The organism is Paenibacillus vietnamensis (assembly GCF_020169515.1).
Taxonomy (GTDB): domain Bacteria; phylum Bacillota; class Bacilli; order Paenibacillales; family Paenibacillaceae; genus Pristimantibacillus; species Pristimantibacillus vietnamensis.
Genome location: NZ_JAHMHW010000002.1, coordinates 64,080 through 90,766 on the forward strand (window position 1 = coordinate 64,080; position 26,687 = coordinate 90,766).

Sequence of the window (26,687 nt, forward strand, 5' to 3'; positions counted from 1 at the left end):
TCCTTCACCTATTGGGCAGATTGTTCTTCAATAAAAGCCGGCTCCACGTCGTCCGGAAGCAAGCCAAGGTGCTTCGAATAACGGAAATATAACGTAAGCCCTTCCTTCAGCTTGTCCCCGAAATCGTACTGCAGCGATTGAAAATACATCTCCCAATACGCTGCATCACCGCCGAGCTGCGAGCATGCATGAGCAACAAGCGGGGCCAAATGCTGCTTATTATATTGTTTGCACGCAAGCAGAGCGTTATATACCGCCTTTACGGCATCCGGCTCGGCTTCGGCAATTTCCCTTCGGACCGCAACGACGGCATACGTCATGCCAAGCCCGGTCCACTCGTTCCATAAACGGCCAAGATCGAGGCATACGCAGCCCTCATTCCGCCACGAAGCCTGGATGGCAGGATCGCCAATCAGAAGCGCCGCATCTGCCTCTGAAAGCATGCTGTCGAGATCGGGTTCGGCCGTTACGTATTCGGGATTGCACTCATAATACATGCTCATTATAATTTTTAACAAATTGACGGATGTTGCGGATGTCGAAGTCAACGCTATTTTACCCGGCCGTTTGTTCTCGATCGGCTCCTTCAGGAACAGCAGAATCGAATTTACGTCGCCGACCGAGCCTACCGATAAATGCGGCAGCAGCATGTAATCCTTGGCATTCAAACCGTAAGCAAAGGAAGAAATCGCCGATATATCCAGCTCGCCGTTCTGCAGCATGCGATTTAATTCGGAAGGAACGCGCGCAATGACCTCCGCATTTCCCAAATCGGCATGCCCCTCCAAATTGTGAAAGAGCGGCCAAGCGTTGGCGTAATCAATTCTGCCGATGGTGATCGGGCGATTCGATCCCATTCTGTTCATCTCCCCATCTTCTGTACAAATCATGATCGATATCCATATTATCCATAACCTTGCCTACCATAAAATCAACCATTTCGTCCATTGACTGCGGCTTGTAATAAAAAGCCGGCATCGCCGGAATCATCCGGACGCCGAGCCGCGACAGCTTCAGCATGTTCTCCAAATGAACGGCGTGCAATGGGGTTTCCCGTGGTACAAGCAGAAGCTTGCGGTTCTCTTTCAGCATGACGTCAGCCGCTCTGGTCATCAGATCGTCGGAAATGCCGTGCGAGATTGAAGCCAGCGTCCCCATCGAGCATGGGACGATCGCCATGCCATGCACGCGGAAGGAGCCGCTCGCAATGCTGGCTCCAATGTCCGCGTTCGGATGGTAGATCAGCATGCCGCTGTTCACGGCATCCCCGAAGCGCGCTTCAAGCGCGGCCTGACGCTTCGAAGCTTCAAAGCCGAGCTCCTCCTTCATTACGCGCCAGCCCGCTTCCGTGACGACAAGATGTACTTGGCAGCCGATCGCCAGCAGCTCCTCGATCAGCCGAATGCCATAAATAGAACCGCTAGCGCCTGTAATGCCGACGACCCAGCGGTTTGACCTGCTTTTATGAGCGGACTGCGTACGCTCCCCTACCATTGGCGGAGCACCAGCAAATCAACGATTGTGAATACAAACAAGACGACGCTCAGCGTGCCGTTCATGCCGAAGAAGGCCGTCTGCACGCGCGAAAGGTCATATGGCTTGACGAGCCAATGCTGATAGAACAGCAAAGCGATGGAAACCACCGTTCCGATTAAATACATCCAGCTGAGGCCTGTCATCCAGAACAGCCCCAGGAAACCGAACGCCGTAACGAGATGCAGCGATCTTGCGATCCATAACGCTCCGGCTATGCCGAATTTCGCAGGAATGGAGTAAAGACCCGCATTACGGTCGTATTCAAAATCCTGAGTTGCATAAATGATATCAAAGCCGGCAATCCACAATGCGACGGTCGCAAACAAAAGCCAAGCAGCGGCATCGAATTTGCCCGTAACGGCAACCCAGCCACCAAGCGGCGACAAAGCGATCGTCAGGCCGAGAAAAATATGGCAAAGCCACGTAAAACGTTTCGTATAGGAATAAACCACGAGCATAACGACTGCAATCGGCATCAGCTTGAGAGCGATAGGCGCCAAATTGGCGCTGGCCCAAATAAGCAGAGCAAACGAAACGATTATAAAAGCCAGCACCTCCGCCGATTTCAGCAGTCCTGCGGGGAGAGCTCTCTTCTCCGTGCGCGGATTGCGCAAATCGATAGTCTTATCGATGAGACGGTTAAGGCTCATCGCTGCGCTGCGCGCACCGAACATGGCGAGCGTGATCCATCCGATCTCTCCCCAGGAGGGAAGCCGCTGCTCCATGACGACACCGCCCAGTATCGCGCCCATAAAGGCAAACGGGAGGGCAAATACGGTATGCTCGAATTTAATCATTTCCAGGATAATGCGAATTTTGCGTATCATGGCTGTCTATTCTCCTTTGTTCCCATATGCAGTGCCGCAACGCCGCCGGTCAGCGGATAAGCGGTTACCCGGCTCAGTCCGGCTTCCTCGAACAGCTTTGCCAGCTGGTCGCGGTCAGGGAACATCTTCAAGGACTCGGGAAGCCACTTATATTCCTCGAAGCGCTTCGCGACCAGCTTGCCGATGAGCGGCAAAATCCGGCCGAAATACAAATTATACATCGCCTTGAACGGCTGCCAGGTCGGCTTCGACACTTCCAGGCAGACAACTTGTCCGCCCGGCTTGACCACTCTTCTCATTTCCTTCAGCACGTGAAGATAATCAGGCACGTTGCGCAATCCGAAGCCGATCGTAACGTAATCGAAGGAATTATCCTCGAACGGCAGGCTCATCGCGTTGCCTTGCACAAGCGTAATCTGACGGCTGAGGCCGAGCTTCTCGATTTTGACGGCGCCTATATCAAGCATGTTCTGACTGAAATCCAAACCCGTTATCGGACCGTGCTTGCTGGCTTCCGCCAGTGCGATCGTCCAGTCGCATGTGCCGCAGCAAAGGTCCAGCGCCGTTTCGCCGGGCTGCACGTCCATTTTCTTCATCGTAAACCGCCGCCAGGCCTTATGCCTGCGAAAGCTGATTAAATCGTTCATAAAGTCATATTGCGGTGCGATTCTTTCGAATACGCCATGCACATGGCTCTTGGAATTGGAATCCACGGTTGAAGTCACCTCGTCTCGTTGAGTGCAGGCGTAAAGCCGGTATGATTATTCACGATTGTCTCGGCGATGCGATTCAATTCGGTGGCTAATGGCTCCGACTCCAGCTTATCTGCAACAGCTTTCACCGCATCGGCCGCTTGCTTCAGACTGGCGGAAAGCTGGTTATACACGTTGTATTTCTTAATCAAGCCTTCTACAGTTTCCTGGCTCGGGGAGCCGTCTGCAAGCAGCTGCCGCTCTTCTTCCGTTCCTGCCTGCAGGATATGCCAGTAAGCCCAGCTCTGTCCGAATTCCGCCGGATTGCCGCAGCGTTCCATCTCGTATGCCGCAAGCTCGCACTTTGCGATTGCCTCGAGCGCCTCCGGCCAAAAGTTCGATAAGCTGCTGTCCATTACTTCCGCAAATAGCAGAAACAGTACGCTCCGCAGCTCGACGGACTGGCCCATATAGTCTTCTGCGGTCATTTTCAGCTGCCTCATCCGCAAATAAAGGTTCACCTTCAGCCGGTTCACTTCGCATACGGCACGGCTGATTCTCGATACCATATCGATCTCGCCCGACTGGGACAGCAGCTGATAAAACCTTGCGCTGAAATAATCGCCCGCCAGCACCTTCAGCTGGCGCGAGCGCATGTCTTGCTCCGAGCATTTTCTATTATCCGTATCGATAAGATCGTGGGTATCCATACCCATTTGCACCAGAAAGATCACGAGCGTATACAACTCGCTCTGCTTCTCGGGTGACTGCTGTTGATTCAGAAATGAGTACAGGGCCCGCAGCCGCGGTTCCGGCATGTCCGGCAGCTCCGTGTGAGCCTGTATCATGTCGTTGTCAACGTACTTTTTTGCTATTTCACGTATAGCGTAAGGTTTCATGATGGGGGCCTCCGAACTTAAGAAGCGCTGAATCGCCGCTCGATAATCTAAACTATTATAGCATAACTTTTTCTAAAGAGCATACGACTGAGCGTTCATGTTCAACAAATTGCAACATCACTACTGGGAGGACTCCCGTAATGTGGAAGGTTTGACCGAAAATCCCGACGCCCGGCCGAAATGCTCCTCCCACGCCGCCGTCAGGCTGATTCTCAGCCGTTCGCGCCACTTCGTGTCGTGGATCGGATCCGCATTTTTGAGCGCATCCATGTCATACAGCAGCCAGCTGTCCGTCTTCCGGACATCGATGGCCGCAAGCAGCACCTTACCGTCCTTGCGCTCCTCAACGATCCTGATCAGCACCCGCTTCACGTTCTCCAGCTGCAGGAAAGAGACCCGAAGCATCTTCTCGATATCGGCAAACCAGGCCGCCGGGCGGCCCGAAGCCGGATTAACCGACATGTCGACCGACAGTACGCCATTGCTCCAAACCGTATGGTTCAGCCGTTCGTCAAGCTGCATCGATATGAGCACGTCAACCAGATTGCGGTTCGTCAGGCGTATGGCCGGCGTTACCTTAAAAACGGCAACATCGCCTTTGCCGGGTCGCGTATGAAGGCCCGCATTCGGAAGAACGCTTAAAAGAATAGTAACGGCCAGCACCGCCAGTAAAGCGGCGAACATCGGCTTTGCGTATTTCACTTCCGCACCTCCGGATAACCGTCATGAATGGCCGGCTTCTGTCGAGGCCTTCTCCATAACGGATGGACTCATACAACATTGTACGAGCGTTGCCGGACGATTATTCGGATCGCGCGCAGACAAAAAAAGCAGGCTTCGCCTGCCTTCCGCAACACATTATTACTGGTCCGTTTCCATCGTGCCGTATTTCGTCATGACGACCGCCTTGCCCCTGATCTTGATGGCGGACGTATGGTCGGTAAATTGACAAATCAGTATCTCGTTTTTGTCCAGCTTTTCCGTATGGTGAAACTTCGTATCCTGTCCGCGCGTCAAACCGATGACTTGAACTCCTTGATCCTTCGCTTTCACCACAATGTATTCGCCGTTGTTAGGCTCCAACGCAATCCCTCCGCATCCGATATTCCGAGCTATCCATGTGAATTATAGTGGAAGTCGTCCGATAGTGCAATGACCCGGAGCGATGCCGGGGCAAAAAAACGCCCGGACGGCAATACGTCCGGACGTCGTTTCGGCCAAAGCCTTTACTCATGCATATACTAATTGGAAACAAGGTCCTTAAGAGATTTCCCTGGTTTGAAGGCAGGTGTTTTGCTGGCGGCAATTTCGATTTCCTCGCCGGTTTGCGGGTTGCGTCCCTTACGGGCTTGGCGCTCGCGTACCTCAAAGTTTCCGAAGCCGACCAATTGCACCTTGTCACCGCTTTGCAGCGCGTCAGAAATAGCGTCGAATACGGCATCCACCGCTTTCGTCGCATCCTTCTTGGACAAGTCGGAAAGTTCCGCTACCTTTGCGATCAGATCAGTTTTGTTCATTGTTTCACCTCCTTAACGTTCTACAGCTCGCTGATAGGCCTATATGCCGTAAAAATCACATCATATCCCTCTTATTAACGGAAAACTTCAAAAATATACCTGTTGACCGAACAAACCTATAGTAATACAGCCGTATAGCAATTTCAAGTACTATCCGATTTTTCCCGAAACGAAAAGAACTGCGCGTAACGGGTAATCAGCCCGGTAAGCGCAGTCCTCCCTTTGTACAGCTGTTACAGGATAATGGCGATCAGTCCGCCGGAGCCCTCGTTAATGATACGGCCGAGCGTCTCCTGCAGCTTATAGCGGGCATTGTCCGGCATCATCGCGATTTTGCCCTGGATGCCTTCCCTGACGATGGAATGAAGCGATCTGCCGAAAATATCCGACTCCCAAATTTTGATAGGATCGTTCTCGAAGTCCTGCATTAAGTATCTGACAAGCTCCTCGCTTTGCTTCTCCGTACCGATAATCGGCGCAAATTCCGACTCGACATCGACGCGGATCATATGGATGGAAGGTGCGGTCGCTTTCAATCTTACGCCGAAGCGGGAGCCGGCCCGGATAAGCTCGGGCTCGTCGAGCGCCATTTCCGCAAGCGTCGGAGCCGCAATGCCGTAGCCGGTCGTTTTGACCATTTCCAGCGCTTCCGCGAACCGGTCGTATTCCCTCTTCGCATGCGAGAAGTCCTGCATGAGCTGCAGCAGATGGTCCTTACCCCTGATTTCGACCCCTACGACCTCCATCAAAATGCGGTCATACAGCTCATCAGGAGCGTACAGATCGATCTCGGCTACGCCTTGCCCCATATTCATCCCGCTTAGGCCGGCGCGTGCGATAAATTCATACTCCATGAACTGGGAAACAACCCGGTCCACATCCCGCAAACGACGGATATCCTTCACCGTATCGCGTACGGAGTTCTCGTAATTGCTGCGGAGCCAGTGATTGTCGTTCAGCACCATTACCCAGCTCGGAAGATTGACGTTCACTTCATGCACCGGGAATTCGTAAAGCACTTCGCGAAGCACCGAAATGACCTCTTCCTCGCCCATCGTAGCCGCGCTAAGCGTCATAACCGGTATATCGTATTTGGCTTGAAGCTCGCTGCGCAGCTGCAGGGCTTCCTCGCTTTTCGGCTTCGTCGAATTTATGATAAGCACGAACGGTTTCCCAACTTCCTTAAGCTCATTGATGACGCGCTCCTCGGCCAGGACGTATGAGCTCCGCGGAATTTCCGCTATCGTGCCGTCCGTCGTCACCACGACTCCCAAGGTCGAATGCTCTTGAATCACTTTCCTCGTTCCGATCTCCGCCGCTTCCTGGAACGGAATCGGCTCCTCGAACCAAGGTGTCGTGATCATGCGCGGACCGTTCTCATCCTCGTACCCTTTGGCGCCTTCAACGGCGTAGCCGACGCAATCCACTAATCTCACGTTTACCTCAAGTCCATCGGTAACCTTTAGCTGTACGGCTTGGTTAGGCACGAATTTCGGCTCCGTCGTCATGATCGTTTTGCCCGCGGCGCTTTGAGGGAGTTCGTCTACGGCTCTCACGCGTTCGGATTCGCTAGCAATGTTTGGAAGGATGAGCGTCTCCATGAATCGCTTGATAAACGTCGATTTGCCCGTTCGGACAGCCCCTACAACCCCGAGGTAAATATCCCCGCCGGTTCTTTCGGCTATATCCTTGAAAATGTCTACTTTCTCCACTGAATATCCCCTCCCAATCGAATTTCCGGTTCGCCGCCATCCACCGGTCAATCGGGCAGGCCAGCGACGCAACTCGTACATGCTTTTTGGACTAGTAACATCTTATGTGCAGGGCTCGCGATTATGACGATTCTTTCTCGAAATCTTTTTTCCCCGGCTACCCGAGCTTCCCTTCCAAGATTGAGTTATATGAGTAAAAAGCCGGGTCTATGACGCACACAGCCAAAAAAAATGCGGCCGGACATCTTGTCCGGCCGCTTCCAAGGCGGTTCTTGCATGACAGAAACTGACTCTATTCAGGTCGATGACGCTTGCGGCTCTCCGTTAACCCATCGGTAGACAGGCGCTTTGACGGGAACGAAATCGGAGCCGTCGACAAGCAATGTACGCAGATCGGTATTCGCCTCAAATTCGGTTTTACCGCTCTTTTGAACGTACTGCATGATATCGATGCCGTAATCGGCGTAGACAACGCCGTTCTCGTCCACAAGCGCATGAAGAGTCTGTCCCGAGAATACGCTGCGGATTACGGGCGCCGTCTTGTTCATCGCTTTGTAGTCGATTTGGTAAAAGCTGGGATACATCTCCTCCCCTTTAGGAAGCTTCCCGCCGCTTTGCGTGTATGACTTCACCCAGCTTTGAATGTCGTTGATTTGCTGGAAGGTGACGATATCCATCAGACGGACTCTCGGCTTTGTTTCCTCATCGATAACGAGAAAGTAATGATTGCCGCCGTTCTCGAATGCGGCGGAAGGGATATCCGACATGTACCCCATGCGCGTCAGTTTGGCAAAATCGACCACGAACTTCTCGTAAATCGGAGTATCCGCCGCGCTGTTCTTAATAGGGAGCATTCCCGTATCGGCTTTGTACTGGTCGATCGCCGCCTGCACGTTTCGCACCGCTTCCTTTGGAGCAATCTGGTTCTGCTTCAGCTCCTCCTGCGGATACATGCAGCCCGTGACCGTCATCAGAATTAGCAGCATGGCAGCAAGCGCCGCCCATTGAATCGGAAGACGGCGCTTCGCCTGCGTATGAATAAGCTTCATGATTCTCCTCCTATAGTTAGCTGCGAATAAAACAGCATCTGTCCGGCTTCACCATAACGGCCCGTCTTCCTCCGCCTGCCTGGCAAGCTGCCTTGCGACGGCCGCGCGAAGGGGATCAAGCGGAATATCGACGTCTACGACACCAGACGCACGGGCTTGACAGGCAAGCCGCATTTGGCTGTCCTCTAGTCCGGCGAGCTTCCTCCGCTCATTATCGGATATCGGCAGGAGCTCGCTGCCGGGCCGCACGGACACCTTGCACATGAAGCAAGCCGCATTCCCGCCGCAGCGTGTCTTAATCGGCACATTCGCCCGTCTGGCCGCCTCCAGCAGCGTCGTGCCGGGCTTCACCTTTATCGAGCGGCCCGAAGGCCAAAATCTCACCAGTCCGTTCATTTGAGGCCACCAGCCTCCTGTATGCGCAGAAGGGAGTGTAAGCCGTCCTTCGCCTCCGGATGAAAGTCGTTGGTATTTTCAATAGCTTGCAGCGCGCTGTCATGCCGGCGCATGGACGAGGCCATCGCCTCTGCGATCAGCGCTACGCGGTCTTCCCTTCCCCGAAGCCGGTTAAACCATAGCTCGTGCGCGAGCGGCACGACATGCACCGAAAGCGCCGAACCATCCAGCCGGATAACTTCCGAATACGGCAGCAGTTGTCCCCGTACATTTGTCTCATAGAATCCGGACGGGGAAGACACCCGGAAACCGCCTACGAGCTCGACCTGCACGCCTTCAATCCGGAAATGGCACAGGGTCGAACGATACATGCTCGTCGTACTGAGGACGGGCTCGTCAATCGCGAAGCTCCTCAGCGATTGGTAAATCGCGGACACGTCAGCTTCGTCGCAATAGAGATCAAGATCGCGAGGGTCTGCTGCGAGCTTCAAGCCGCGTAACATGAGACCCGCGCTCCCGCCTACGACCCAAGTTGCCTGCGAGCCTTCCGTCATGGTTACGATAGCGGCCAGCGCCTTATGAATATTCCCGTTTTCTGACATCGCCGGCACTTCCTTTATTAGAAATAAGTTTTGTTCACCGCTTTAATTTGTGCCTGGTCGGACTTGACGATGGCCTGGCAGCCAAGCCGGTAGCCCTCCTCGAATTCCTCCGGCTCCAGGCGGTCCCATTCCTCGTCCGTAATTCCCTCGAGCTGGTCCCCGCCTTCCGTAATCAGACACCGGCAGCGGGCGCAGGTGCCCCTGGCGCAGGAGAAGCCCCAATCCACGTCGTGCTTCAAAGCATGATCCAGGATCGATAAGCCCGCCTCCGCTTCCACCGTCGCCGTCTTCGTTCTCCCCTTTAATTCGATCATGTGATGTCCAGTCTCCCTTTTTTGCAGTATTTAGTCTTTTCAATTATGTATGCGGTGTTAAATAATGGATATAAGTCCGCATATAAATCCGACAATCAGTATAATAAAGGCAAGCAGCGAAAGGACGAATTTTAAAATTCCTTTCGTTTTCAGCCGCGCAAACGTTATGAGCAGGGCCGCTATCGCCATCATTCCGATGCCGAACAGCGAAACCCACATTTTTGTCATTCCATCCATTGTCCATCCATTCTCCTAATCTATAGCATAATGAGTTCAACCCATTATACCATCGGATAAAAAAAAGGACAAAAGCCGACAGGGCGAGCTCCGAACAAGTATTCGGAACGTCCCCCGCTTTTGCCTCGCCAGATTATTATTTCATCATCATCTTGATCAGCGATTCCATATTGCTCGTGCTCATACCGGTAGCCTTGACGGCTTTGACGATATCGTTAATCGTGGAATCGGCCACTTTGACTTTAGCCATTTCGGATACCTGCTTGATGAGCTTGCGCAGCTCAGCCTCATTCTGCATCGTATCTGCGGTGACGCCGCTGGCTATTTTTTTGACGGCATTCTCGCTAATGCTTTTGCCTGTTTTTTTATTAATTGAACTCAATACGTCCTTGGACAAATCCTTCGACAATTCCTACACCTCCATGATGCGATTAGGGGTACTCCATGCATCATATGAGGACAGCATAGGAATGGTGTAGGCGGACGGTCTAGATGAGCTCTTCGATTTCGTGCGTGCGAAGCCGTCCCATTAAACTCTCGACCGCTTTTCGAGGCTCCTTGTTCGCGAACAAAACCTCGTAGAGCTGAACGGTGATCGGCATTTCCACATTATATTCCTTGGCGAGGTCGAAGGCGGCTCTAGTCGTCTTGACACCTTCGACCACCATGCCCATCCGGCTTAAAACCTCGTCTAAAGGCGTACCGTCGGCGAGCATATAGCCGGCTCTCCAATTCCGGCTGTGCTTGCTCGTACAGGTTACGACCAGATCGCCCACCCCGGCGAGTCCCGCGAACGTCAACGGATTGGCGCCCATGGCGGCTCCAAGCCTGCCGATTTCCGCCAGGCCGCGCGTCAGCAAAGCGGCCTTTGCATTGTCGCCAAACCCGAGTCCGTCCGTCAAGCCGGCGCCGAGCGCAATAATATTTTTGATTGCACCCGCTACCTCTACGCCAACGACATCGGGATTCGTATACACCCGGAAATGATTGTTCATCAACGCATCCTGCGCCTGCTCGGCCGCCTCAATGTCGGCGGAGGCGACAACAACCGTCGTCGGCTGCTTAAGGATAACCTCCTCAGCGTGGCTCGGTCCCGACAAAACGACAAGCTGCTCCTTGGTGCGTCCCAATTCTTCGGTCAGCACGGTCGTCATCCTTTTGAGCGAGCCGGTTTCAAAGCCCTTCGTCGCGTGAACGACCAGCGTGCTTTCCTCCAGAAAAGGAGCTGCTTGCTTCGCCACTTCCCTCATCGCGCCGGACGGCGCGACGAATAAAGCGAGCTCTGCGCCGCGCAGCGCCAGCTCCATATCCGTCGTCGCCTGCAGGCCGTCCGGAAGACGGACGCCGGGCAGGAATCTGCCGTTCTCCCTCGTCTCGTTAATGCTATCGGCCTGCTCTCCGTTTCGCGTCCACAACATAACCCGGTAACCGTTGTTCGCGAGCACCGAAGCAAGCGCGGTGCCCCAGCTTCCGGCTACCAGCACGGCTGCACGTTTCGCTTCCTCTTGATTGTATTTGGTCATGGTAGGTTCACGATCCCTTCTTCGCGCCCAGCTTGTTTTCCGTCCCTTGGAACAGCTTCACCAAATTTGTTCTGTGGCGGACAAATGCGAACAGGCAAATCAGAAGACTTGCGCTCAGCAGCGGCACCGAAAAATGTAAAATGGAAATGAATACAGGGGTCAAAGCCGCAAACAGCAGCGATCCAAGCGATACGTATCTGGTGACCGCTATCGCGGCAATCGCGATAATGCCGGCGCAAAGAGCGGGAACAAAGGCTAGCGTCGCGATGACGCCGACCGTCGTGGCAATCCCTTTGCCTCCTTTGAACCGGAACCACACAGGCCAGTTATGCCCTACGATGGCTGCAAGACCGCATAAAACGGGAATCCAGCTATTATCCCCCAAAGCGTGCCCGATCCATACCGCGGCAACGCCTTTTCCGATATCCAGCAGAAATACCAGTATGCCGGGTCCCTTGCCCAATACGCGGAGCGTATTGGTGGCTCCGGCGTTGCCGCTGCCGTGCTGGCGGATATCGATTCCTTTGACCCATTTGGCGATAACGATGCTGAACGATACTGATCCTAACAAATAGCTTAAAGCAACCGCGATGACTCCGTATAACAAGCGACTTCTCTCCTAATCTTCCTCGGACTTACGACGTGAAAATATTCGTATCGGCGTTCCTTCAAAATTAAATGCAGCGCGAATTTTGTTCTCCAAATAACGTTCGTACGAAAAATGCATAATCTCCGGATCGTTGACGAACACAACGATCGTCGGCGGCTTGGTGGCAACTTGGGTGACGTAATTGATACGGAGCCGCTTTCCTTTGTCCGACGGAGGAGGGTTAATCGCGACCGCATCGGATACGACGTCATTAAGCAAATGGGTCTGAATGCGCAGCGCGTGCTGTTCGGAAACATGATTGACGACCGGCAGCAGCTTATGTAAGCGCTGTTTCGTCAGTGCAGACAGATAAACAATCGGAGCATAGGACATGAACAGAAAATGGTCCCGGATGCTCTGCGTGAATTGCTGCATCGTTTTGTCGTCCTTCTCCACTACATCCCATTTGTTGACGACAAAAACGGACGCTTTGCCCGCTTCATGCGCATAACCGGCAATATGCTTGTCCTGCTCGATAATTCCTTCTTCGCCGTTAATGTGAACAAGAACGACATCCGCTCTTTCGATCGCCTTCATCGCTCTCATTACGCTGTATTTCTCGGTCGATTCATAAACCTTGCCGCGCTTTCGCATCCCGGCCGTATCGATCAGCACGTAACGCTGGCCGTCGCGCTCAAACGGCGTGTCGATCGCATCCCGTGTCGTACCCGCCACGTTGCTTACGATGACGCGGTCCTCGCCGAGAAGCGCATTTACAAGCGAAGATTTGCCGACATTCGGCCTGCCGATCAGGGCAACGCGAATGACGTCCTCATCATAGCCGTCATCCGTCAAATCCGGCAGCAGCTCGACGGCCGCATCCAGCAAATCGCCGATTCCGATGCCGTGCGCACCGGAAATCGCGATCGGCTGCCCGAAGCCGAGTCCGTAAAATTCATAAATCTCGTCCATCCGGTTTTGATTGTCCACCTTGTTCACAGCTACGACGACGGGCTTCCGCGATCGGAACAGCATTTGCGCGACCTCGTCATCCGCATGGGTCAATCCGGATTTGGCGTCGACCATGAAAATAATAACGTCTGCTTCCTCGATCGCAAGTTCAGCCTGCATGCGAACCGATTTCATAATTTCGTCTTCGCCGTCGATTTCGATACCGCCGGTATCGATAATGCTGAACGGCTTGCCGTTCCATTCTCCGGTGCCGTACAGCCGGTCGCGGGTCACACCCGGTTTATCCTCAACAATAGCCAGACGGTCGCCGATAACACGGTTAAATATGGTGGACTTACCCACATTCGGACGCCCGACAATAGCAATAACGGGTCTTGCCATAGTTAGTTTTCCACTCCTTCAAAAATACTCACGTTAATCATCATAGCAAAAAAGTCCGGTCTTGGCTAACTTTTCATGTCAATGGTGTCTGACAAGGATGATCGTGCCGTTTTTCAAATCGTGCGCGCTAGCATCCAATATTTTCTCCAGCAGAAAAGAAGTCCGCTCCAGCTCCGCTTCGTCGCCCGCAATAAAAATAGGAGCCCCACCACCAACCTTGCTTGCCAGTGTCGAGACGACGGCGACAATTTCAGCCATTTTCGCCCGCCTCCTTTCGATTCACCGACGCCTCGGTCGGCATCCGCACCGCGGATTCCAAAATAGGAACCCGCAGGACAATTTGCTTGCCCTTCTCCGCATCTCTTTCCTGAGGCAAAATAAAAACAGCCAGCCGGCCGTCCTTCATATCCAGCTTGGCCATCGGAATCAGCATAGGCTCTCCCGAATCCCGGAACACGCCTAGTATTGTCGCCAGATCAAACAAAATCGCTTGACGTTGCCCCAAATTGCTGATTGTGACCTTGCCGTTGGCGTTAAAAGGCGAAAGCACAAATCCCATCCCGCGTTCGGCAATCGTATCCCTGTTCGTTTTCAAGCCTACATTCATAATGTAGATATCGTCAACGAACAAATCGGGTCCGTCCACCTTTACGACTCCCTGTTTTACCGATGCGATATGCGAAATGGACTTGCCGGATTTCAACTTCTCTACGAGCAGCAGCGCCAGCCCTCCAGCCAGAAGACCGGTCCATACATTAATGAGAATCGAGAACAGACTCGTCAGCATAGAGGTCATAATGACCAAATAGTTCCTTCCTTCGAACATCATCGCTATGCCCTCAATATAAGAAGAGCCGCGGCCGACCAGCTCTTGCTCGTCAATTTTCGTAAGCGTTTCCCTCTCCATCTTCCTGACATCCCGGAATTGCTGCGCTGCAAGCGTCAGAAAGGTGATCGCGGTATAGTCTTTTTTGAACAGTGCCGGCACCGCCACCGCGCCCAAAGCCGCAGCAATAACGCCCAAAGAAATATGTATAATTCTGCCGTGGGTATGCGTCGGGTATTGTCGATAATCCGTCCTCAGCATAAGCAGCCGGGACACGATACCAAGAAGCAATCCTGCTAATACTCCAACCAACAGCTTATTTTCAACGAGAAACTGTTGCATCACGCGGATCCGCCTCCTCTTGAATGCCAAAAAAAAGTTCCCGCCTTCGACATCGCCGTCTTCGCCCCTCTTACAAGGATGCTGATAAGCCTGGCAGCCGAAAACGCGATGAGAAATCCGTCCCACCAGGATAAAGAGCCGATCCGGACGGATGGAATGTCCTTATGCAGCAAGGCAAGCAGAAGCTCGCTTAAGGCCGCGCCCCAAATTAAGATGACACCTTGATGCCTGACCTCCGACGAAAAGGCGCCGCAAAGTACGCCGGCAGCAAGCGGAGCGTCCCAGTTAGGATCGAGCCAATAGAAAACGGGATCATAGCTGTAAATTTTACGCACAAAACCCCAGACAACAGCAGTCATAACCGCACTTAACGCCAAATATCCGCGCAGGCTCCACCCCTCGAATCTCAGCAATGCAGCCATAGCGGCGGCCAGAAGCACACATACGGCGGCATGAAGCTCGATATGAGCGCCGGCCAGCACCGCCGTCAGCCAGATCGGAGTAGGAAGCAGAAGCAGACCTATCAAGCCGTATGTCAGCATGCGCCGCCTGGTAACTTCGGGAAATAAAAAAGGCTTCCAGCCTGTCGCCAGCAATACCAACCAGATAAGAAGTAACCATAATGAAATAAATCCGGGGTTCATGTTTTCATTTCACCTCTGCCCTATTATGCGCCAAAAAAAAGGAGCTATTCCTGCGCAATTGCGCAGAAACAGCTCCTTTTGCAGCCATTAGGCTTATTTGAGGTTTTTAAGTTTGTCGCCGAAACGCTCTGCAAGAGAGTAGCTCATGCTCTCATTGCTCAGGCTTACGTTCGGGTTATCGATTTTTTCGATTTTTGGAGCACGAGGCGCTCTTTCAGGTCTTGCGCTTGGAGCCGACTGCTCCGGAGCCTCTTCCGTTTCCTTGATGCTGAGGCTAACGCGTTTCTCAGCAGGGTTGAAGTCAAGAATTTTCGCTTGTACTTCTTGACCTTCCTTCAGCACCTCGTTAGGCGTACCGATATGACGGTGCGCGATTTGTGAAATATGAACAAGGCCTTCAACGCCCGGGGCAATTTCAACGAATGCTCCGAACGGAACAAGACGGCGAACGGTACCCGTTACGATATCGCCCGTTGCAAATTGACCGTTAGCCGTTTCCCAAGGGCCCGGCTGAGCGGCTTTCACGCTCAGGCTGATTTTGCCTGCTGCCGGATCGACTTTAAGTACTTTAACGCGTACGGATTGACCTTCGGAAACAACGTCCTTCGGATGTGCAACATGCTGCCAGGAAAGCTCGGAAACGTGAACAAGGCCGTCAATTCCTCCGATATCAACGAAAGCTCCGAATGGAGTCAGACGTTGAACCGTGCCTTCAAGCTCTTGGCCGGCTTGCAGAGAAGCCATAACCTGCTGCTTGTTTTGCTCGAATTCTGCGTCAAGCACTTCTTTCTGGGAAAGAATGACTTTATTGTTCTCGCGGTCGATTTCTTTGACCTTTACGCGAAGCGTACGGCCTTTGTAATCGGAAAAATCTTCAACGAAATGACGCTCAACGATGGATGCAGGGATAAAGCCGCGTACGCCAACGTCCGCTACCAGACCGCCTTTAACAACGTCGGCAACGGTAACCTCAAATACTTCACCGCTTTCAAAACGCTGTTGAAGCTGATCCCATGCTTTCTCGCTGTCAACCAGACGCTTCGAAAGAACAAGGCTTTCTTTGTCGTCGTTGATGCTGACAACTTTAAGCTCAACCTCTTGACCGATTTGCACGGCATCCGTTGCGTTATCGATTTGTACAGCGGATAGCTCGCGAATAGGAATGACACCGTCATATTTATATCCAAGGCTTACATAAGCTTGGTTATCCTCGATTTTGACGATAGTGCCTTTAACGGAATCGCCTTTTTTCAAAGACACGAAGTTGTCCATAGCGTCTTGGCTAACTTCCTCCGCTGCGGATTCTTGCACATTAATCTCTTCTGACATTGAAATAACCTCCTCAGTTCATACCCCAACTTTATTTAAATCCGCAATCGCCTATTGCGAAAGCAGCATTTAAAACGAATTATGATCGGTTGTTGTTGCCGGCAATCTCGCGTATGCGAGTCATAATAGCGTCTGTTACCTGATCCAGCATATCAGGCGATGATTCTTCTATAATTGCTGTAATATCGAGCGGTTTTCCGTAACAGACGATCATCTTGCCGAACGGCCGATACTTTCCGATAATGGCAACGGGAACGATAGCCGCCCCGCTCCGTACCGCAATCATTGCGGCTCCCTTCTTGGCCATTCCCGATTGGTTATTCCGCGAGCCCTCCGGAAAGATGCCGAGAACATTGCCTTCCTTGAGCAGCGAAATCGCCGATTTAATCGCTTCCTTGCTTACTCCCCCTCGTTTGACGGGGAAAGCTCCGAAAGCGTCGATCAAAGGCCCGAACACGGGAATTTTGAACAGCTCCTCTTTCGCCATGAAGTGCACCTTGCGTTTAATCTTAATGCCAACCGTAGGCGGATCAAAATTGCTTATATGATTCGATGCAAGAATGACGGGTCCTTCGGCTGGAATATTTTCGACGCCGCGCGCCTCAATACGGAACAGCAGCGTATACAGAATACGCAGCAGGAACCTGAAAATCAGGTATAACATAGTTTACTTCGCCTCCGCCAATTTGGTTCGGCATAATTTCACAATTGACTGAATGACTTCTTCGATGCTCATGCCGGTACTGTCCAGCACGACGGCGTCGGAAGCGCATATTAGCGGAGAAATTTCGCGTTGCTCGTCCAGGCGGTCCCGTTCGGCGATCTCAATTTCCAGCTGCTCGAGAGTGACCGGCTGGGTGTCCCGGATTTCGCGGAAGCGGCGCAAAGCCCGTTCCTGTACGGATGCGGTTAAAAAAATCTTGAGTTCGGCGTCCGGAAGTACGTGCGATCCGATATCCCGTCCGTCCATCACGACGCCCTTGCGGGCTGCAAGCTTGCGCTGCAGGGTGCCTAGCACGGCTCTTACCGATTCGTCCGCCGCATAATAGGATACTTGAAGCGTAACCTCACGCGAACGAATGAGCGAAGTTACGTTCTCGCCGTTCACGAACACGGATTGCCCCTGTTCGCCAGGCTCAAGATCAATCTTAATGGATGCTGTCAGCTTCTTCAGCTCATCGGGCTGATTCGCCGCCACTCCGGCACGCTGTGCGGTAAGAGTAACGGCACGATACATCGCGCCAGTATCGATGTAGACATAACCAAGCTGCTCGGCGACTTCTCTTGCGACCGTGCTCTTGCCGGCGCCTGCCGGCCCGTCAATCGCAATGTTGATACGGTCGATGTCACCTTCGTGATGCATCACGTACGGTCAACCTCCTTCATTGATAGAGACGGCCGGCCGAATGCATGGAAGGATACGACACAAACCTCTCAAAAAAAGCAGGCTTTGCCTGCGAACGTGAAAATTATACCACACTATACTCGCAGATGCAAAAACATAAGCATTAGCTTAAGGGCTCGCCCTCCCATTTATCCACGCTCGTAAGCAGCTGTCTGACCCAGTCGTTTTGCAATGCCGCCTGTGAGCAAGCAAGCAGAATCAGCAGAAAGATGATCACTTTTTTCAATACGGAGCTGACTTCATCGGTCAAGCGGATGAGCTGCTTCCGGTTACTCTTATTAATAGATGGATGACGCTTCAACGGAATCTGCCCCTTCTTTTTAGGGATAGTTTTCCATTTGCAGCTGCTCTTTATTCACTTGTTGCGGTATTCGAGCTGCTTCTCGAAGCAGAATCGGATGATCTTCTGCCTTTCCGAATCAGTGATGCTTACATACTTGACCATAGCCTGCTTCTTGCCGGATTCCAGCTCGTTCATCCTTACGATTTCAGCTTTAAAAAAAGCATGTTCAATCGAACCGTTCCGGTAAGGAACGAGCAGCCAGCACTCCAGCGTCTGACCGGCTGACAGCGGCCATTTTCCGTCACAAACAAACGAAATTCCGCCCCCTCCGACATCGTCCGTAAAACAGACAAACCGGACGTGATCGGACTGCTTGACGGCGATTTCAAGCTCGGCAGAAACCCTCAAAAAGCTGCGGCGCTGCACTTTTGTAATCCGTTCAGGATCGGGCTTGCGGATTTTGGCTAACCGGATCCCGTCCTCCTTAAACCCTACGACATGCGAGTCGAAATAGCTTTTGATACCGTCCTCGGACACGAAGTATGCGGACAGCTCGTCTCCCAGAAACAGTCGTTTGTAGCGCCCCGATTTATCGCTGATCGGAACCTCTATCAGAAACCCGTCCGTATGCTCGTCCGCGATGCGCGATTTGTATACGACAGCCGCCTCCTCCTCATCAGAAGAAGCGATCTGGTAAAACAGCATTTGATTCAATTTAGGCAACAAACGGCTCCCCTCCCATTTACATGCATTATAACATGTCGATTTGAGGGGAGCCATATCGTTATTTGTCTGCTGAGGCCTCGGAATCGTATGGAGACATTTCTTCAATCGACTCCTCGAGACCGTTCTCCGAATTGATATAAATCTTGTAAATGGAACCGTTGATTTGACCCGTGAACTCGTAACACAATACTTCCTCGCCCAGGTCACTGTCAATGAGAGCCAGCTGCTCCTCGCGGACATTCATAGCGGGATTCAACGCTTTCCTGGCCTCATCCTTGGACAAAATCGGGCTTGGCAGCTTCCGCTCATGATGCTCGTACACGAAATCATTCGCCTGCAGTCCGACGACCTCTCCGTTATCGAGAGCTACCTTAACCGTCAGCTGATCCGGGTAAATCAGGACACCGCTTTGCACGCCCACATAAGTGAAGGTGCCGGTATCGTTGAACATGTCGTAGCTGATCGCCTTCATGCCCGGAAAATCATGCGACGCCAAAAACGAGTCGGCCGCGGATCTCGCCTTGTCGATATCGATTGTCTTCGCGCCGATCGGACGCGGATTCATGAACCAGATCAGCTTGCCGCCTTTTTGGGTAAAATCCATTTGAAGCTTCTTCTGGTTGTTGCTGCCTCCTGTTACGGTAGCCGAGAACGAAGCGTATTCCGTTCCTTTACCATTTTCGACGACTTTGATGCTCTCCGGCGGGGCCTTCGTAAACTTTGCGGCTTCCTTTCTCACATCTTCCGCCGTTACCAGATTGCCGCTCAGCATATTGATCGTCCGTTTTTCGTACATCGTGCTGACCGAAGGGCCCCAATTGATTTCAGGATATTCGGTTACTTTCTTGTCAACGGTTTTGAAGCCGTCGATAATCGTATTGTCCATATTCGTATGTTCGGAAGCGAGTGCGATCTCGACGTCCATCCACCGCAAATTTTTTGACAGCACCTTTTGCTGCATGGACGACAAGTCTTTGGAGATTTCTTCTGATTTGGCGTAGAGCGTCTTCATCGTCTCGAACTCGGCAGGAGAAAGCGGCTGCTTCGACAAATCGCGAACCGCCGTTTTATAGGCAAAATTCGCAATGCGGGACAGGAAGTCCTCTGCTTCGTTAAATGGAAGGAGCGTTAGCGGAAGCTGGTTGATCTCATTTTGAGCCTCGCTCGTCAGCCTCCAGACGTTGACCAGCCCTTTGCGGTGATAGCTCTCCGAGGTGGAGTTGACTGCCAGCGTGTTGCCAAGCTGCTGATGCAGCTGCTCAACGTGGTACGTCAAATCGTGGAAGGCGCGCTGGTACTGGTTTTCGGCTTTTATCAAAATCGAGTTTTTCTCCTGATGCTCTTGATAGCCCCAGTAAATCGCGCCTAGAAACAAGAGGGACATGACGGGAAAGAGAATCGAGCTGAGTCGACGGTACATAATACAAAAGCTCCTTTCTTGTGCAAAACATGGGTTTAGTTTGGTTTGCGCAAGGGAGCTTTATGCATCCGGCTATTCAATTGGAATTGCAGCTGGCAAGGGATCAGAAAACGCTGTGCTCTTCAATGTCGAGGTCGTTCGCATTATTGCAGATGCACTGCTTGAACCCGGTGTCGATCGTTCCTTTGTCCCTTCGTCCCCGCAGGACGAATTTCTCGCCGCATACGTTGCAGCGGATCGTTACTTTAATTCTAGGCGCCTCCATCTTATCCTCCCGGCAAAATATTCGAATGCCGTAGCGCGGCATTTCTATATATTGTCATTATGGACGGCGCCGTTACAATTTAACCTCATCCTCCCTGACCAGAAAGCGGAAAGGCGACCTGGAGGTCGCGTGATTCATTTTGCGCAGCCCCAGAATCCACAAGGCGGCCATGAATGGAATGATAAACCACATCCAGTTCGTCCGCACCGTAATCATAATCCAGTCATACGTACCGTGAAGCAGCACCGGCAGCACAAAGGATACCGCTAGAAAATAATAGTTCTGCTGCTTTTCCGCGAATTTCGCTTTACCGAGGTAATACCCCATCATGATGCCGAACAAGGCATGACCGGAAACCGGCAGCAGCGCACGGACGAGGAGCGTTCCAAAGGTGGCCGGCGAATAGATCGCATACAGAACGTTCTCTAGCGTCGCAAAACCGAGCGATATGGCGGATGCATAGACGATTCCGTCGTACGGCTCGTCGAATTCGGTATGGTTGTAAATGACATGGTACAAAACGAACCATTTGACCAATTCCTCGACTCCCGCCGATTCGACATATGCGAACAAAAGATTATGGCTGCCGAGCCACAATTCCAGACCTCGCTGGATAACCATAATCGGCACGACGACCAGAATGCCGAGGACGAACATCCTGGCCACCATATGAATAGGCTCCGCATCGTAGCGGTCCCTCAAATACAAATAAGTTAGCAGCGAAACGCCGGGCGCGACCGCTGCGGTCAAGACGGAAAACAACAGCATGTTTACCTGCTTTCTACACCCAGCCGCGGAAACGGACCGCCTCGGCCAATTTGCGTACACCGGCCATATAGGCGGCAAGCCGCATATCGACCTTTCGGGTGCGGTGTATTTCGTACACGTGCTCAAAGCCGCGAACCATCATTAATTTCAGTTTTACGTCGATTTCGTGCTCATCCCAGTAATAGCCTTGATTGTTTTGCACCCATTCGAAGTAAGACACGATGACTCCGCCGGCGCTCGCAAGCACGTCCGGAATCAGAAGGATACCTCTGTCCGTCAATATTTTGGTAGCTTCCAGCGTTGTCGGGCCGTTGGCGGCCTCTACGACGATTGCTGCGCGGATTTTCGGAGCGTTAAGCTCCGTAATCTGGTTCTCGATGGCAGCCGGCACTAAAACGTCGCATTCCAGCTCAAGCAGCTCGGAATTCGAAATGGTCTGCGGGAATAGATTGGTAACGTTGCCGAAAGAATCGCGGCGGTCGAGCAAATACTCGATATCCAATCCCTCTTTATTATACAATGCTCCGTGAACATCCGAAATACCAATTACGCGCGCCCCGGCCTCATGCATGAATTTGGCAAGGTAGCTCCCTGCATTGCCGAACCCTTGAATAACGATCCGGGCGTTTTTGATATCGATTCCCTTCAGCCGCAGCGCTTCATGAGTCATAATGACGACTCCGCGTGCGGTCGCCGTTTCCCGTCCCTTCGAGCCCCCCAGCACAAGCGGCTTGCCCGTAATAAAGCCCGGCGAGTCGAACTCGCGGATCCGGCTGTACTCGTCCATCATCCAAGCCATAATCTGCGAATTCGTCATTACGTCCGGTGCCGGAATGTCCTTGTTCGGACCGACGATCTGGCTGACTGCGCGCACATAGCCGCGGCTCAGTCTTTCCAGCTCGCGGAACGACATCGTCCGGGGGTCGCAGATGACGCCGCCTTTGCCGCCGCCGTACGGCAGATCGGCAATTCCGCATTTCAAGCTCATCCAGATCGATAATGCTTTTACTTCGTTTTCTGTAACCATCGGATGAAAGCGCACCCCGCCCTTCGTCGGCCCGACGGCATCGTTGTGCTGGGATCGATAGCCGGTAAACACCTTCGTCGTTCCGTCGTCCATCCTTACCGGGATACGAACGGTCAATACTCTCATCGGCTCCTTCAGAAGCTCGATCATATCCTTGTTGTAGCCGAGTCTCTGAAGCGCTTGCTCGATTACGATTTGCGTTGAAAGCAGCACGTCATTCGCTTCTGCGTTGCTCACATTATCCACCGCCTTTGTCTACATCTAATATGAACGCCTTTTGGCCGCCGTATTCGAAGCCGGGTATCGGGTGGCAAGATAAAAGAAGAAAAGCACCAGGCGGACATACTTCGCCCGCTGATGCTCACTTAAGGTCGTCTGCTTAATATTTAAAATGATTACATATTTCCCGGACCGCCGCCTCGGGCATAATCACTTTTCCGTACTCTTCCAGCATGGCATAGGTTACCGAGGTTGCTTCCCCGTATTCCGCAAGCAGCGCAATGACCGCATTATGCCTGGACGATTCGATCAGCGCAGGCTCCAATGCCAAAATGTATTTGCCATTGTAGAAAAACAGCCTGCCGTCCTCTGTAAGCTCCGACGCCTTTAATTGCTTGCACACGGAAATGACGTCTTCAAACTCACGGAACGAATACATGACGATGTCGCTCTGCTCGAGCGTTACTTCCATTTCATATATTTCGTCATCCGCGTCTTCGTCATCCGCTGCGCGTTCGCCATCATGGCCGTTCATTTTGCCACGAGTGACAATCACCACCATACCTTGCGCGGGGAGGGCAAACACTTCGACCGCTAACGGGCCGCTGGCATCGAATCCAAGTTCACTATAGGCTTGATCCATCATTTCGCTGAATAGTTCGTGTACTTTTGGAATTTCGCGCCACATGTCGTCCTTCTGGATCCCCCGTTCCAGCAGGTCGTCGAACGTCAAGAAAATCCGTATCTTGTCCTGACTAAGCCGTTCGATTTTCATGACAGGATCCTCCTCTGCAGCATCTGTTGTAACAGCGTATGAAATTTTTAGTAAGATGTGATCAAATTTGATCAAATCGTGCTATGTAACTACTTTATCATTTCTTTTCCGCGAATGCACTAAATTAAGCGAAAAAAAAGAATCGTCCGGCTGCCCCTTTTGACTAAGGAAGCAACCTGCGATTCCGATGTTCAACCAAGCCTTTAATGCGCTAAGGATGACGATTCCGCTTTAATTTTTTCCGCTTCTTTTTTTACGGACGGGTCGCTGTTCACTATCGTTTCAATTTGTGCCCAAGCGGCTTCTGATTTTCCTGCGGTATCGTCTGAAGGCTTTGGGGCGAATGCGGCTGCCTCCTCCTTCAAATCCTTGCTTATGATTTTGTTCATCGATTTGCGGGCAACCGACGAGCACATATCCGTAACCGCATTTGCCGCCCAGGATACGGCACCGGGACGTTTACGCGAAAGATATACCGTTGCCGCCATGCCAAGCAGACCGCCCATCAAAAATCCACTTAATTTCATGACCATGAACACCTCTTTCCTTATCGATTCAAGGCTTAGTATGCTTCGCCGGATGCCGCTCATTCTTTATAAAATAAGGAAATCCTTCTAACCATCCGCTTTAGAAAATATGATACAATGAGTTCGCTTTGGAAAAATCCAATACGTTACGCGGAGGATAAAAGATGGCCAAACGAGCACTCCCACTCCTTTCCCTGCTGTTGATCGCCCTAGCCGTTACCGCTTGCGGAGGAACCGCCCAAAACGGCGGCCCGCCGGCCGCAACTTCAGCTGCCGAAACTCCGGCGCCAGCGGAAAGCCCGCAAGCCGCAGCGCAGCCTTCGGCAAAGCCTGCCGAATCACCTGAACCGACCTTAGCCCCGACGCCTTCCGAAGAGATCGCTACGGCGGAGCCTGCAAAGCCGGCCGTCCAGTATCGCATGAATGCCGTTTTCCGGTTTGAGCCGGTAAGCGAGGACATACCGGACAAGGCTGTGCTGCTGACCTTCGACGACGGTCCGAAGGACGAAACCGTACTGACGAGCATTCTTGATACTTTGGATCAACACGGGGCGAAAGCGATCTTTTTCGTTAACGGGTACAGGGTGAAGCAAAAGCCGCAGCTGCTTGAGCTTATACATAAGCGCGGCCAGACGATCGGCAATCACTCCTGGGATCATATCAATTTGAAAAATGAAGACAAAGCAACGGTCGAAAAACAAATCGGCAGCCTGCAAACGGAGATCGAGTCGTTAACCGGTGAAACGCCGCGTTTCTTCCGGCCGCCCTTCGGCTCCGGAGGCGATACGGTCAAAGAAATTGCAAAAAACCACGGCATGCTCTACATGACGTGGTCTAACGGTTCGCTGGATTGGGATAAGTCCGCCAAGAATCGGCCGGATGCCGTCATTGGCAACGTAATGGAGCAGCTCCATTCCGGCGCTAATATACTCATGCATGAGCTGCCATGGACCGACGAAGCACTGGATGAGCTGCTTACGCGTCTGGAAGGTAAAGGCTACGGTTTTATCGACCCCTCCTCGATCGAAGTCACTCGCTAAACTTGAGGCCGTACCAGAACAAGCCGCCTACCAGACAAACGAATAAAAAAAACAGTAAGTTATAATACCATTTTGTAACCGTTTGGTTGCTCGAAGGAAATTTTTTGCTTCTGGGCGGCAGAGGTCCAACATCAGTCGATTCACCCCCGATGCTGGACGGCTTTGCCGCTTTTTCCGGTTGCCTGCCCGTTCCCCGGCTCCCAAACTTTTCTTTCCTGCTCATGACTCCCTCCTGAATCTGATGATTAATCCCATAATAAAATCAATCAAAAAATGCGCAATAACCGGTGCCAGGATCGTGCCGGACTGAATATAGATCCATCCCAGTCCATAGCTGATCGAGAATACGAGACCGGTCGGAATCCAGTGCTTCAAATAGCGGACATGAATGGCGGCGAACACAATGCTTGTCCAATAAGGACCGATCGCATGCTGGAGAGCCCCCCGGAACAGCAGCTCCTCGCAAACTGCGACGACTAAGGAAATGAGCGCGATATGCCATACCGGCCTGGTGCGGAAAATACGGTCGTTCACACCTCCGTCGTCGCCCGCCTCCTCCGGCACCCAACGGGCGATGAGCAAATCCACCGCAATAACGGCACCCGCCAAACCGATCCCCCACCAAATAAAACCCGGCTCCTGCGGCGGTGAAAACAAGCGGAATACGTTTTGACGCTGAAATAACAGCCAGATGAAACCGATAATTAGGGTGAGTGCTTGTGTCGCATACAAATTGATGAGAAGCATCCGGTCATCCAGTTCATCAACCGTCACCTTTCGTATGCGAATGTTGCGTATATCAAATTTTTTCATAGCATCCCGCCTGACATGAACGTTCATATTTTCTTTTTCAGCCGATTCACCTATACTATTGAGAACAAATCGACTACATATTTTTGAGCTTAGAAGGAGATCATAATGGAAAAACGATTAACGGCAAACGCAATGTTATTCAGTGTTGGATTCGTATTTATGCTCATCTGCGCGGTAGGCGCCTTCTTCTACGGCATCAAGCTCGGCACGGAAAAAACCGAAGCAAAATACGCTGCCGAAGAAGCGGAAGCCAGCGGCGCTGCCGCCGACGACGCGCCTTACGAGCAGCAGGACCTTGTATCATTTTACCATACTGTGTTTTTGCCTTACAGGGAATTTCAGATCGAATGGTTCTCCGCCTTGGATAAATTGACACAGGGCAAAACGGAGGATGCCACCTCCATGTTTAAGGATTTATCCAGCCTGGCAGCAGCGAAAGCCAAGGAAGCGGGATCTGTAAACGTAAATGCTTCTCCGCTGCTCATCGATGCGCAGGTCAGCTATATCAGAAGCTTGAAGCTGTTCAGCGAAGCGTCAACGAAAGCCGCGACAAGCGCCAAATCGCTCGGCGCCGCCGAGCTGCTCCGGGAGGTCGAGAAGGAGAAAACCTACCAGTCCGCGGCCCGGTTTTCCTTATCCGCGCAGCAGGCTTACTATTACTCGATGCTCAAGTGGGCCGCTTCCGTCAATCCGGATGTTCCGTCCGAATACAAAGCGCCTTCGATTTTGGAACTGACCCAGTGGCAGAAGCTGCCGGTTTCGGTCAAAAACAAGCTGATGGCCGACCAGCTCGTATCAAGAGGAAAGCTCTCGTCCTATTATCCGCACGATTTGACCAGCCGGGTCGACGATTTCGTAGGGTCCGGACAGGCATCCAAAATGAAGCTGCATACGTTAACGGCCGTCGTGGATCTGCTTATAAATACGGAAGCGGTCCGTCCGGGCGATTTTGCGCAAAATAAAGCTAAGCTGTATAAAGATGCTTTGCTGCCACAGCTTCCTTTCTTCTATCCCGAAGCCGGCTGAGCGGAA

Annotated in this window: 36 protein-coding genes; 2 read left to right on the forward strand and 34 right to left on the reverse strand. The window is 52.3% G+C overall.

The features are described from left to right. Positions 1-8: 8 nt before the first annotated feature. The 32 genes from KP806_RS05135 to KP806_RS05290 all read right to left on the reverse strand — a co-directional run bounded on the left by KP806_RS05135 (position 9) and on the right by KP806_RS05290 (position 23,802). Positions 9-857 carry a menaquinone biosynthesis protein gene (locus KP806_RS05135; RefSeq protein ID WP_224722505.1) on the reverse strand — a complete coding sequence of 283 codons (849 nt, stop codon included), beginning with the start codon at positions 855-857 and terminating at the stop codon, positions 9-11. Then, entirely contained in the window at positions 820-1,494 is a 675-nt protein-coding gene (locus KP806_RS05140; protein ID WP_224722506.1) for a UbiX family flavin prenyltransferase, read from the reverse strand. Before KP806_RS05140 ends, KP806_RS05135 begins: the two co-directional genes overlap by 38 nt. Continuing rightward, positions 1,488-2,363, reverse strand: coding sequence for a UbiA-like polyprenyltransferase (locus KP806_RS05145; protein WP_224722507.1), 876 nt, complete (start codon positions 2,361-2,363; stop codon positions 1,488-1,490). The genes KP806_RS05140 and KP806_RS05145 overlap by 7 nt, the downstream gene beginning before the upstream one ends. After that, positions 2,360-3,076 carry a demethylmenaquinone methyltransferase gene (locus KP806_RS05150; RefSeq protein WP_224722508.1) on the reverse strand — a complete coding sequence of 239 codons (717 nt, stop codon included), beginning with the start codon at positions 3,074-3,076 and terminating at the stop codon, positions 2,360-2,362. Before KP806_RS05150 ends, KP806_RS05145 begins: the two co-directional genes overlap by 4 nt. 8 nt (positions 3,077-3,084) lie before the next feature. Next, positions 3,085-3,954 (reverse strand): heptaprenyl diphosphate synthase component 1, encoded by an 870-nt coding sequence (locus KP806_RS05155; RefSeq protein WP_224722509.1) that lies wholly within the window; start codon positions 3,952-3,954, stop codon positions 3,085-3,087. A 120-nt stretch (positions 3,955-4,074) separates the two neighbouring features. Further along, a complete protein-coding gene (locus KP806_RS05160; RefSeq protein ID WP_224722510.1) occupies positions 4,075-4,656 on the reverse strand; it encodes a hypothetical protein in 582 nt (193 codons plus the stop codon). A 159-nt stretch (positions 4,657-4,815) separates the two neighbouring features. Further along, positions 4,816-5,037, reverse strand: coding sequence for a trp RNA-binding attenuation protein MtrB (gene mtrB / locus KP806_RS05165; protein WP_224722511.1), 222 nt, complete (start codon positions 5,035-5,037; stop codon positions 4,816-4,818). 158 nt (positions 5,038-5,195) lie between these two features. Then, a complete protein-coding gene (locus KP806_RS05170) occupies positions 5,196-5,471 on the reverse strand; it encodes an HU family DNA-binding protein (protein ID WP_224722512.1) in 276 nt (91 codons plus the stop codon). 233 nt (positions 5,472-5,704) lie between these two features. Further along, positions 5,705-7,183 carry a stage IV sporulation protein A gene (gene spoIVA / locus KP806_RS05175; RefSeq protein ID WP_224722513.1) on the reverse strand — a complete coding sequence of 493 codons (1,479 nt, stop codon included), beginning with the start codon at positions 7,181-7,183 and terminating at the stop codon, positions 5,705-5,707. Positions 7,184-7,479: 296 nt separating this feature from the next. After that, entirely contained in the window at positions 7,480-8,232 is a 753-nt protein-coding gene (locus tag KP806_RS05180; RefSeq protein WP_224722514.1) for a hypothetical protein, read from the reverse strand. A gap of 48 nt (positions 8,233-8,280) precedes the next feature. Then, positions 8,281-8,628, reverse strand: a complete 348-nt coding sequence (locus KP806_RS05185) for a 2Fe-2S iron-sulfur cluster-binding protein (protein WP_224722515.1) — start codon at positions 8,626-8,628, stop codon at positions 8,281-8,283. After that, on the reverse strand, positions 8,625-9,230 hold the full coding sequence (locus tag KP806_RS05190) for a hypothetical protein (RefSeq protein WP_224722516.1): 606 nt from the start codon (positions 9,228-9,230) through the stop codon (positions 8,625-8,627). Before KP806_RS05190 ends, KP806_RS05185 begins: the two co-directional genes overlap by 4 nt. A gap of 17 nt (positions 9,231-9,247) precedes the next feature. After that, positions 9,248-9,544 carry a 2Fe-2S iron-sulfur cluster-binding protein gene (locus tag KP806_RS05195; RefSeq protein WP_224722517.1) on the reverse strand — a complete coding sequence of 99 codons (297 nt, stop codon included), beginning with the start codon at positions 9,542-9,544 and terminating at the stop codon, positions 9,248-9,250. 57 nt (positions 9,545-9,601) lie between these two features. Then, on the reverse strand, positions 9,602-9,781 hold the full coding sequence (locus KP806_RS05200; RefSeq protein WP_224722518.1) for a DUF2768 family protein: 180 nt from the start codon (positions 9,779-9,781) through the stop codon (positions 9,602-9,604). 136 nt (positions 9,782-9,917) lie between these two features. Continuing rightward, positions 9,918-10,190 carry a stage VI sporulation protein F gene (locus KP806_RS05205; protein WP_224722519.1) on the reverse strand — a complete coding sequence of 91 codons (273 nt, stop codon included), beginning with the start codon at positions 10,188-10,190 and terminating at the stop codon, positions 9,918-9,920. Positions 10,191-10,269: 79 nt separating this feature from the next. Further along, the gene (locus KP806_RS05210) at positions 10,270-11,304 is read right to left on the reverse strand and encodes an NAD(P)H-dependent glycerol-3-phosphate dehydrogenase (protein WP_224722520.1); all 1,035 of its coding nucleotides are present in this window, start codon (positions 11,302-11,304) and stop codon (positions 10,270-10,272) included. A gap of 7 nt (positions 11,305-11,311) precedes the next feature. After that, positions 11,312-11,911, reverse strand: a complete 600-nt coding sequence (gene plsY / locus KP806_RS05215; protein WP_224722521.1) for a glycerol-3-phosphate 1-O-acyltransferase PlsY — start codon at positions 11,909-11,911, stop codon at positions 11,312-11,314. A 12-nt stretch (positions 11,912-11,923) separates the two neighbouring features. Beyond that, positions 11,924-13,246 (reverse strand): ribosome biogenesis GTPase Der, encoded by a 1,323-nt coding sequence (der, locus tag KP806_RS05220; RefSeq protein WP_224722522.1) that lies wholly within the window; start codon positions 13,244-13,246, stop codon positions 11,924-11,926. A 78-nt stretch (positions 13,247-13,324) separates the two neighbouring features. Beyond that, positions 13,325-13,504, reverse strand: a complete 180-nt coding sequence (locus KP806_RS05225; protein ID WP_224722523.1) for a capping complex subunit for YIEGIA — start codon at positions 13,502-13,504, stop codon at positions 13,325-13,327. Then, positions 13,497-14,414 carry a YIEGIA family protein gene (locus KP806_RS05230; RefSeq protein WP_224723088.1) on the reverse strand — a complete coding sequence of 306 codons (918 nt, stop codon included), beginning with the start codon at positions 14,412-14,414 and terminating at the stop codon, positions 13,497-13,499. The genes KP806_RS05225 and KP806_RS05230 overlap by 8 nt, the downstream gene beginning before the upstream one ends. Next, positions 14,414-15,058: a YphA family membrane protein gene (locus KP806_RS05235; protein WP_224722524.1), complete on the reverse strand. Its 645-nt coding sequence runs from the start codon at positions 15,056-15,058 to the stop codon at positions 14,414-14,416. Before KP806_RS05235 ends, KP806_RS05230 begins: the two co-directional genes overlap by 1 nt. A 93-nt stretch (positions 15,059-15,151) precedes the next feature. Then, positions 15,152-16,387, reverse strand: a complete 1,236-nt coding sequence (gene rpsA / locus KP806_RS05240; RefSeq protein WP_224722525.1) for a 30S ribosomal protein S1 — start codon at positions 16,385-16,387, stop codon at positions 15,152-15,154. 79 nt (positions 16,388-16,466) lie between these two features. Next, positions 16,467-17,051: a lysophospholipid acyltransferase family protein gene (locus KP806_RS05245; RefSeq protein WP_224722526.1), complete on the reverse strand. Its 585-nt coding sequence runs from the start codon at positions 17,049-17,051 to the stop codon at positions 16,467-16,469. A 3-nt stretch (positions 17,052-17,054) separates the two neighbouring features. Beyond that, the gene (gene cmk, locus KP806_RS05250; protein ID WP_224723089.1) at positions 17,055-17,750 is read right to left on the reverse strand and encodes a (d)CMP kinase; all 696 of its coding nucleotides are present in this window, start codon (positions 17,748-17,750) and stop codon (positions 17,055-17,057) included. A gap of 145 nt (positions 17,751-17,895) precedes the next feature. After that, the gene (locus tag KP806_RS05255) at positions 17,896-18,093 is read right to left on the reverse strand and encodes a hypothetical protein (RefSeq protein WP_224722527.1); all 198 of its coding nucleotides are present in this window, start codon (positions 18,091-18,093) and stop codon (positions 17,896-17,898) included. 54 nt (positions 18,094-18,147) lie between these two features. After that, entirely contained in the window at positions 18,148-18,801 is a 654-nt protein-coding gene (locus KP806_RS05260; protein WP_224722528.1) for a flagellar brake protein, read from the reverse strand. Positions 18,802-18,859: 58 nt separating this feature from the next. Next, entirely contained in the window at positions 18,860-20,221 is a 1,362-nt protein-coding gene (gene ypeB / locus KP806_RS05265; RefSeq protein WP_224722529.1) for a germination protein YpeB, read from the reverse strand. A gap of 103 nt (positions 20,222-20,324) precedes the next feature. Further along, the gene (locus KP806_RS05270) at positions 20,325-20,486 is read right to left on the reverse strand and encodes a hypothetical protein (protein ID WP_224722530.1); all 162 of its coding nucleotides are present in this window, start codon (positions 20,484-20,486) and stop codon (positions 20,325-20,327) included. Positions 20,487-20,558: 72 nt separating this feature from the next. After that, positions 20,559-21,254 carry a glutamic-type intramembrane protease PrsW gene (gene prsW / locus KP806_RS05275; protein ID WP_224722531.1) on the reverse strand — a complete coding sequence of 232 codons (696 nt, stop codon included), beginning with the start codon at positions 21,252-21,254 and terminating at the stop codon, positions 20,559-20,561. A 13-nt stretch (positions 21,255-21,267) separates the two neighbouring features. After that, on the reverse strand, positions 21,268-22,518 hold the full coding sequence (locus tag KP806_RS05280; RefSeq protein WP_224722532.1) for a Glu/Leu/Phe/Val family dehydrogenase: 1,251 nt from the start codon (positions 22,516-22,518) through the stop codon (positions 21,268-21,270). Positions 22,519-22,660: 142 nt separating this feature from the next. Next, the gene (locus KP806_RS05285) at positions 22,661-23,275 is read right to left on the reverse strand and encodes a genetic competence negative regulator (RefSeq protein WP_224722533.1); all 615 of its coding nucleotides are present in this window, start codon (positions 23,273-23,275) and stop codon (positions 22,661-22,663) included. A gap of 203 nt (positions 23,276-23,478) precedes the next feature. Beyond that, the gene (locus KP806_RS05290) at positions 23,479-23,802 is read right to left on the reverse strand and encodes a hypothetical protein (protein ID WP_224722534.1); all 324 of its coding nucleotides are present in this window, start codon (positions 23,800-23,802) and stop codon (positions 23,479-23,481) included. 164 nt (positions 23,803-23,966) lie between these two features. Here KP806_RS05290 and KP806_RS05295 point away from each other — a divergent pair, with 164 nt between their 5' ends. Then, positions 23,967-24,842: a polysaccharide deacetylase family protein gene (locus KP806_RS05295; RefSeq protein ID WP_224722535.1), complete on the forward strand. Its 876-nt coding sequence runs from the start codon at positions 23,967-23,969 to the stop codon at positions 24,840-24,842. On the opposite strand, the gene KP806_RS05300 is transcribed toward KP806_RS05295, so the two are convergent. Together KP806_RS05300 and KP806_RS05305 are read right to left on the reverse strand one after the other, a co-directional pair. After that, positions 24,832-25,065: a hypothetical protein gene (locus KP806_RS05300; protein ID WP_224722536.1), complete on the reverse strand. Its 234-nt coding sequence runs from the start codon at positions 25,063-25,065 to the stop codon at positions 24,832-24,834. The genes KP806_RS05295 and KP806_RS05300 overlap by 11 nt on opposite strands. Beyond that, positions 25,062-25,655 (reverse strand): CPBP family intramembrane glutamic endopeptidase, encoded by a 594-nt coding sequence (locus KP806_RS05305; protein ID WP_224722537.1) that lies wholly within the window; start codon positions 25,653-25,655, stop codon positions 25,062-25,064. Before KP806_RS05305 ends, KP806_RS05300 begins: the two co-directional genes overlap by 4 nt. A 105-nt stretch (positions 25,656-25,760) precedes the next feature. On the opposite strand from KP806_RS05305, the gene KP806_RS05310 reads away from it, so the two are divergent. Beyond that, a complete protein-coding gene (locus KP806_RS05310) occupies positions 25,761-26,681 on the forward strand; it encodes a hypothetical protein (RefSeq protein WP_224722538.1) in 921 nt (306 codons plus the stop codon). Positions 26,682-26,687 lie beyond the last annotated feature (6 nt).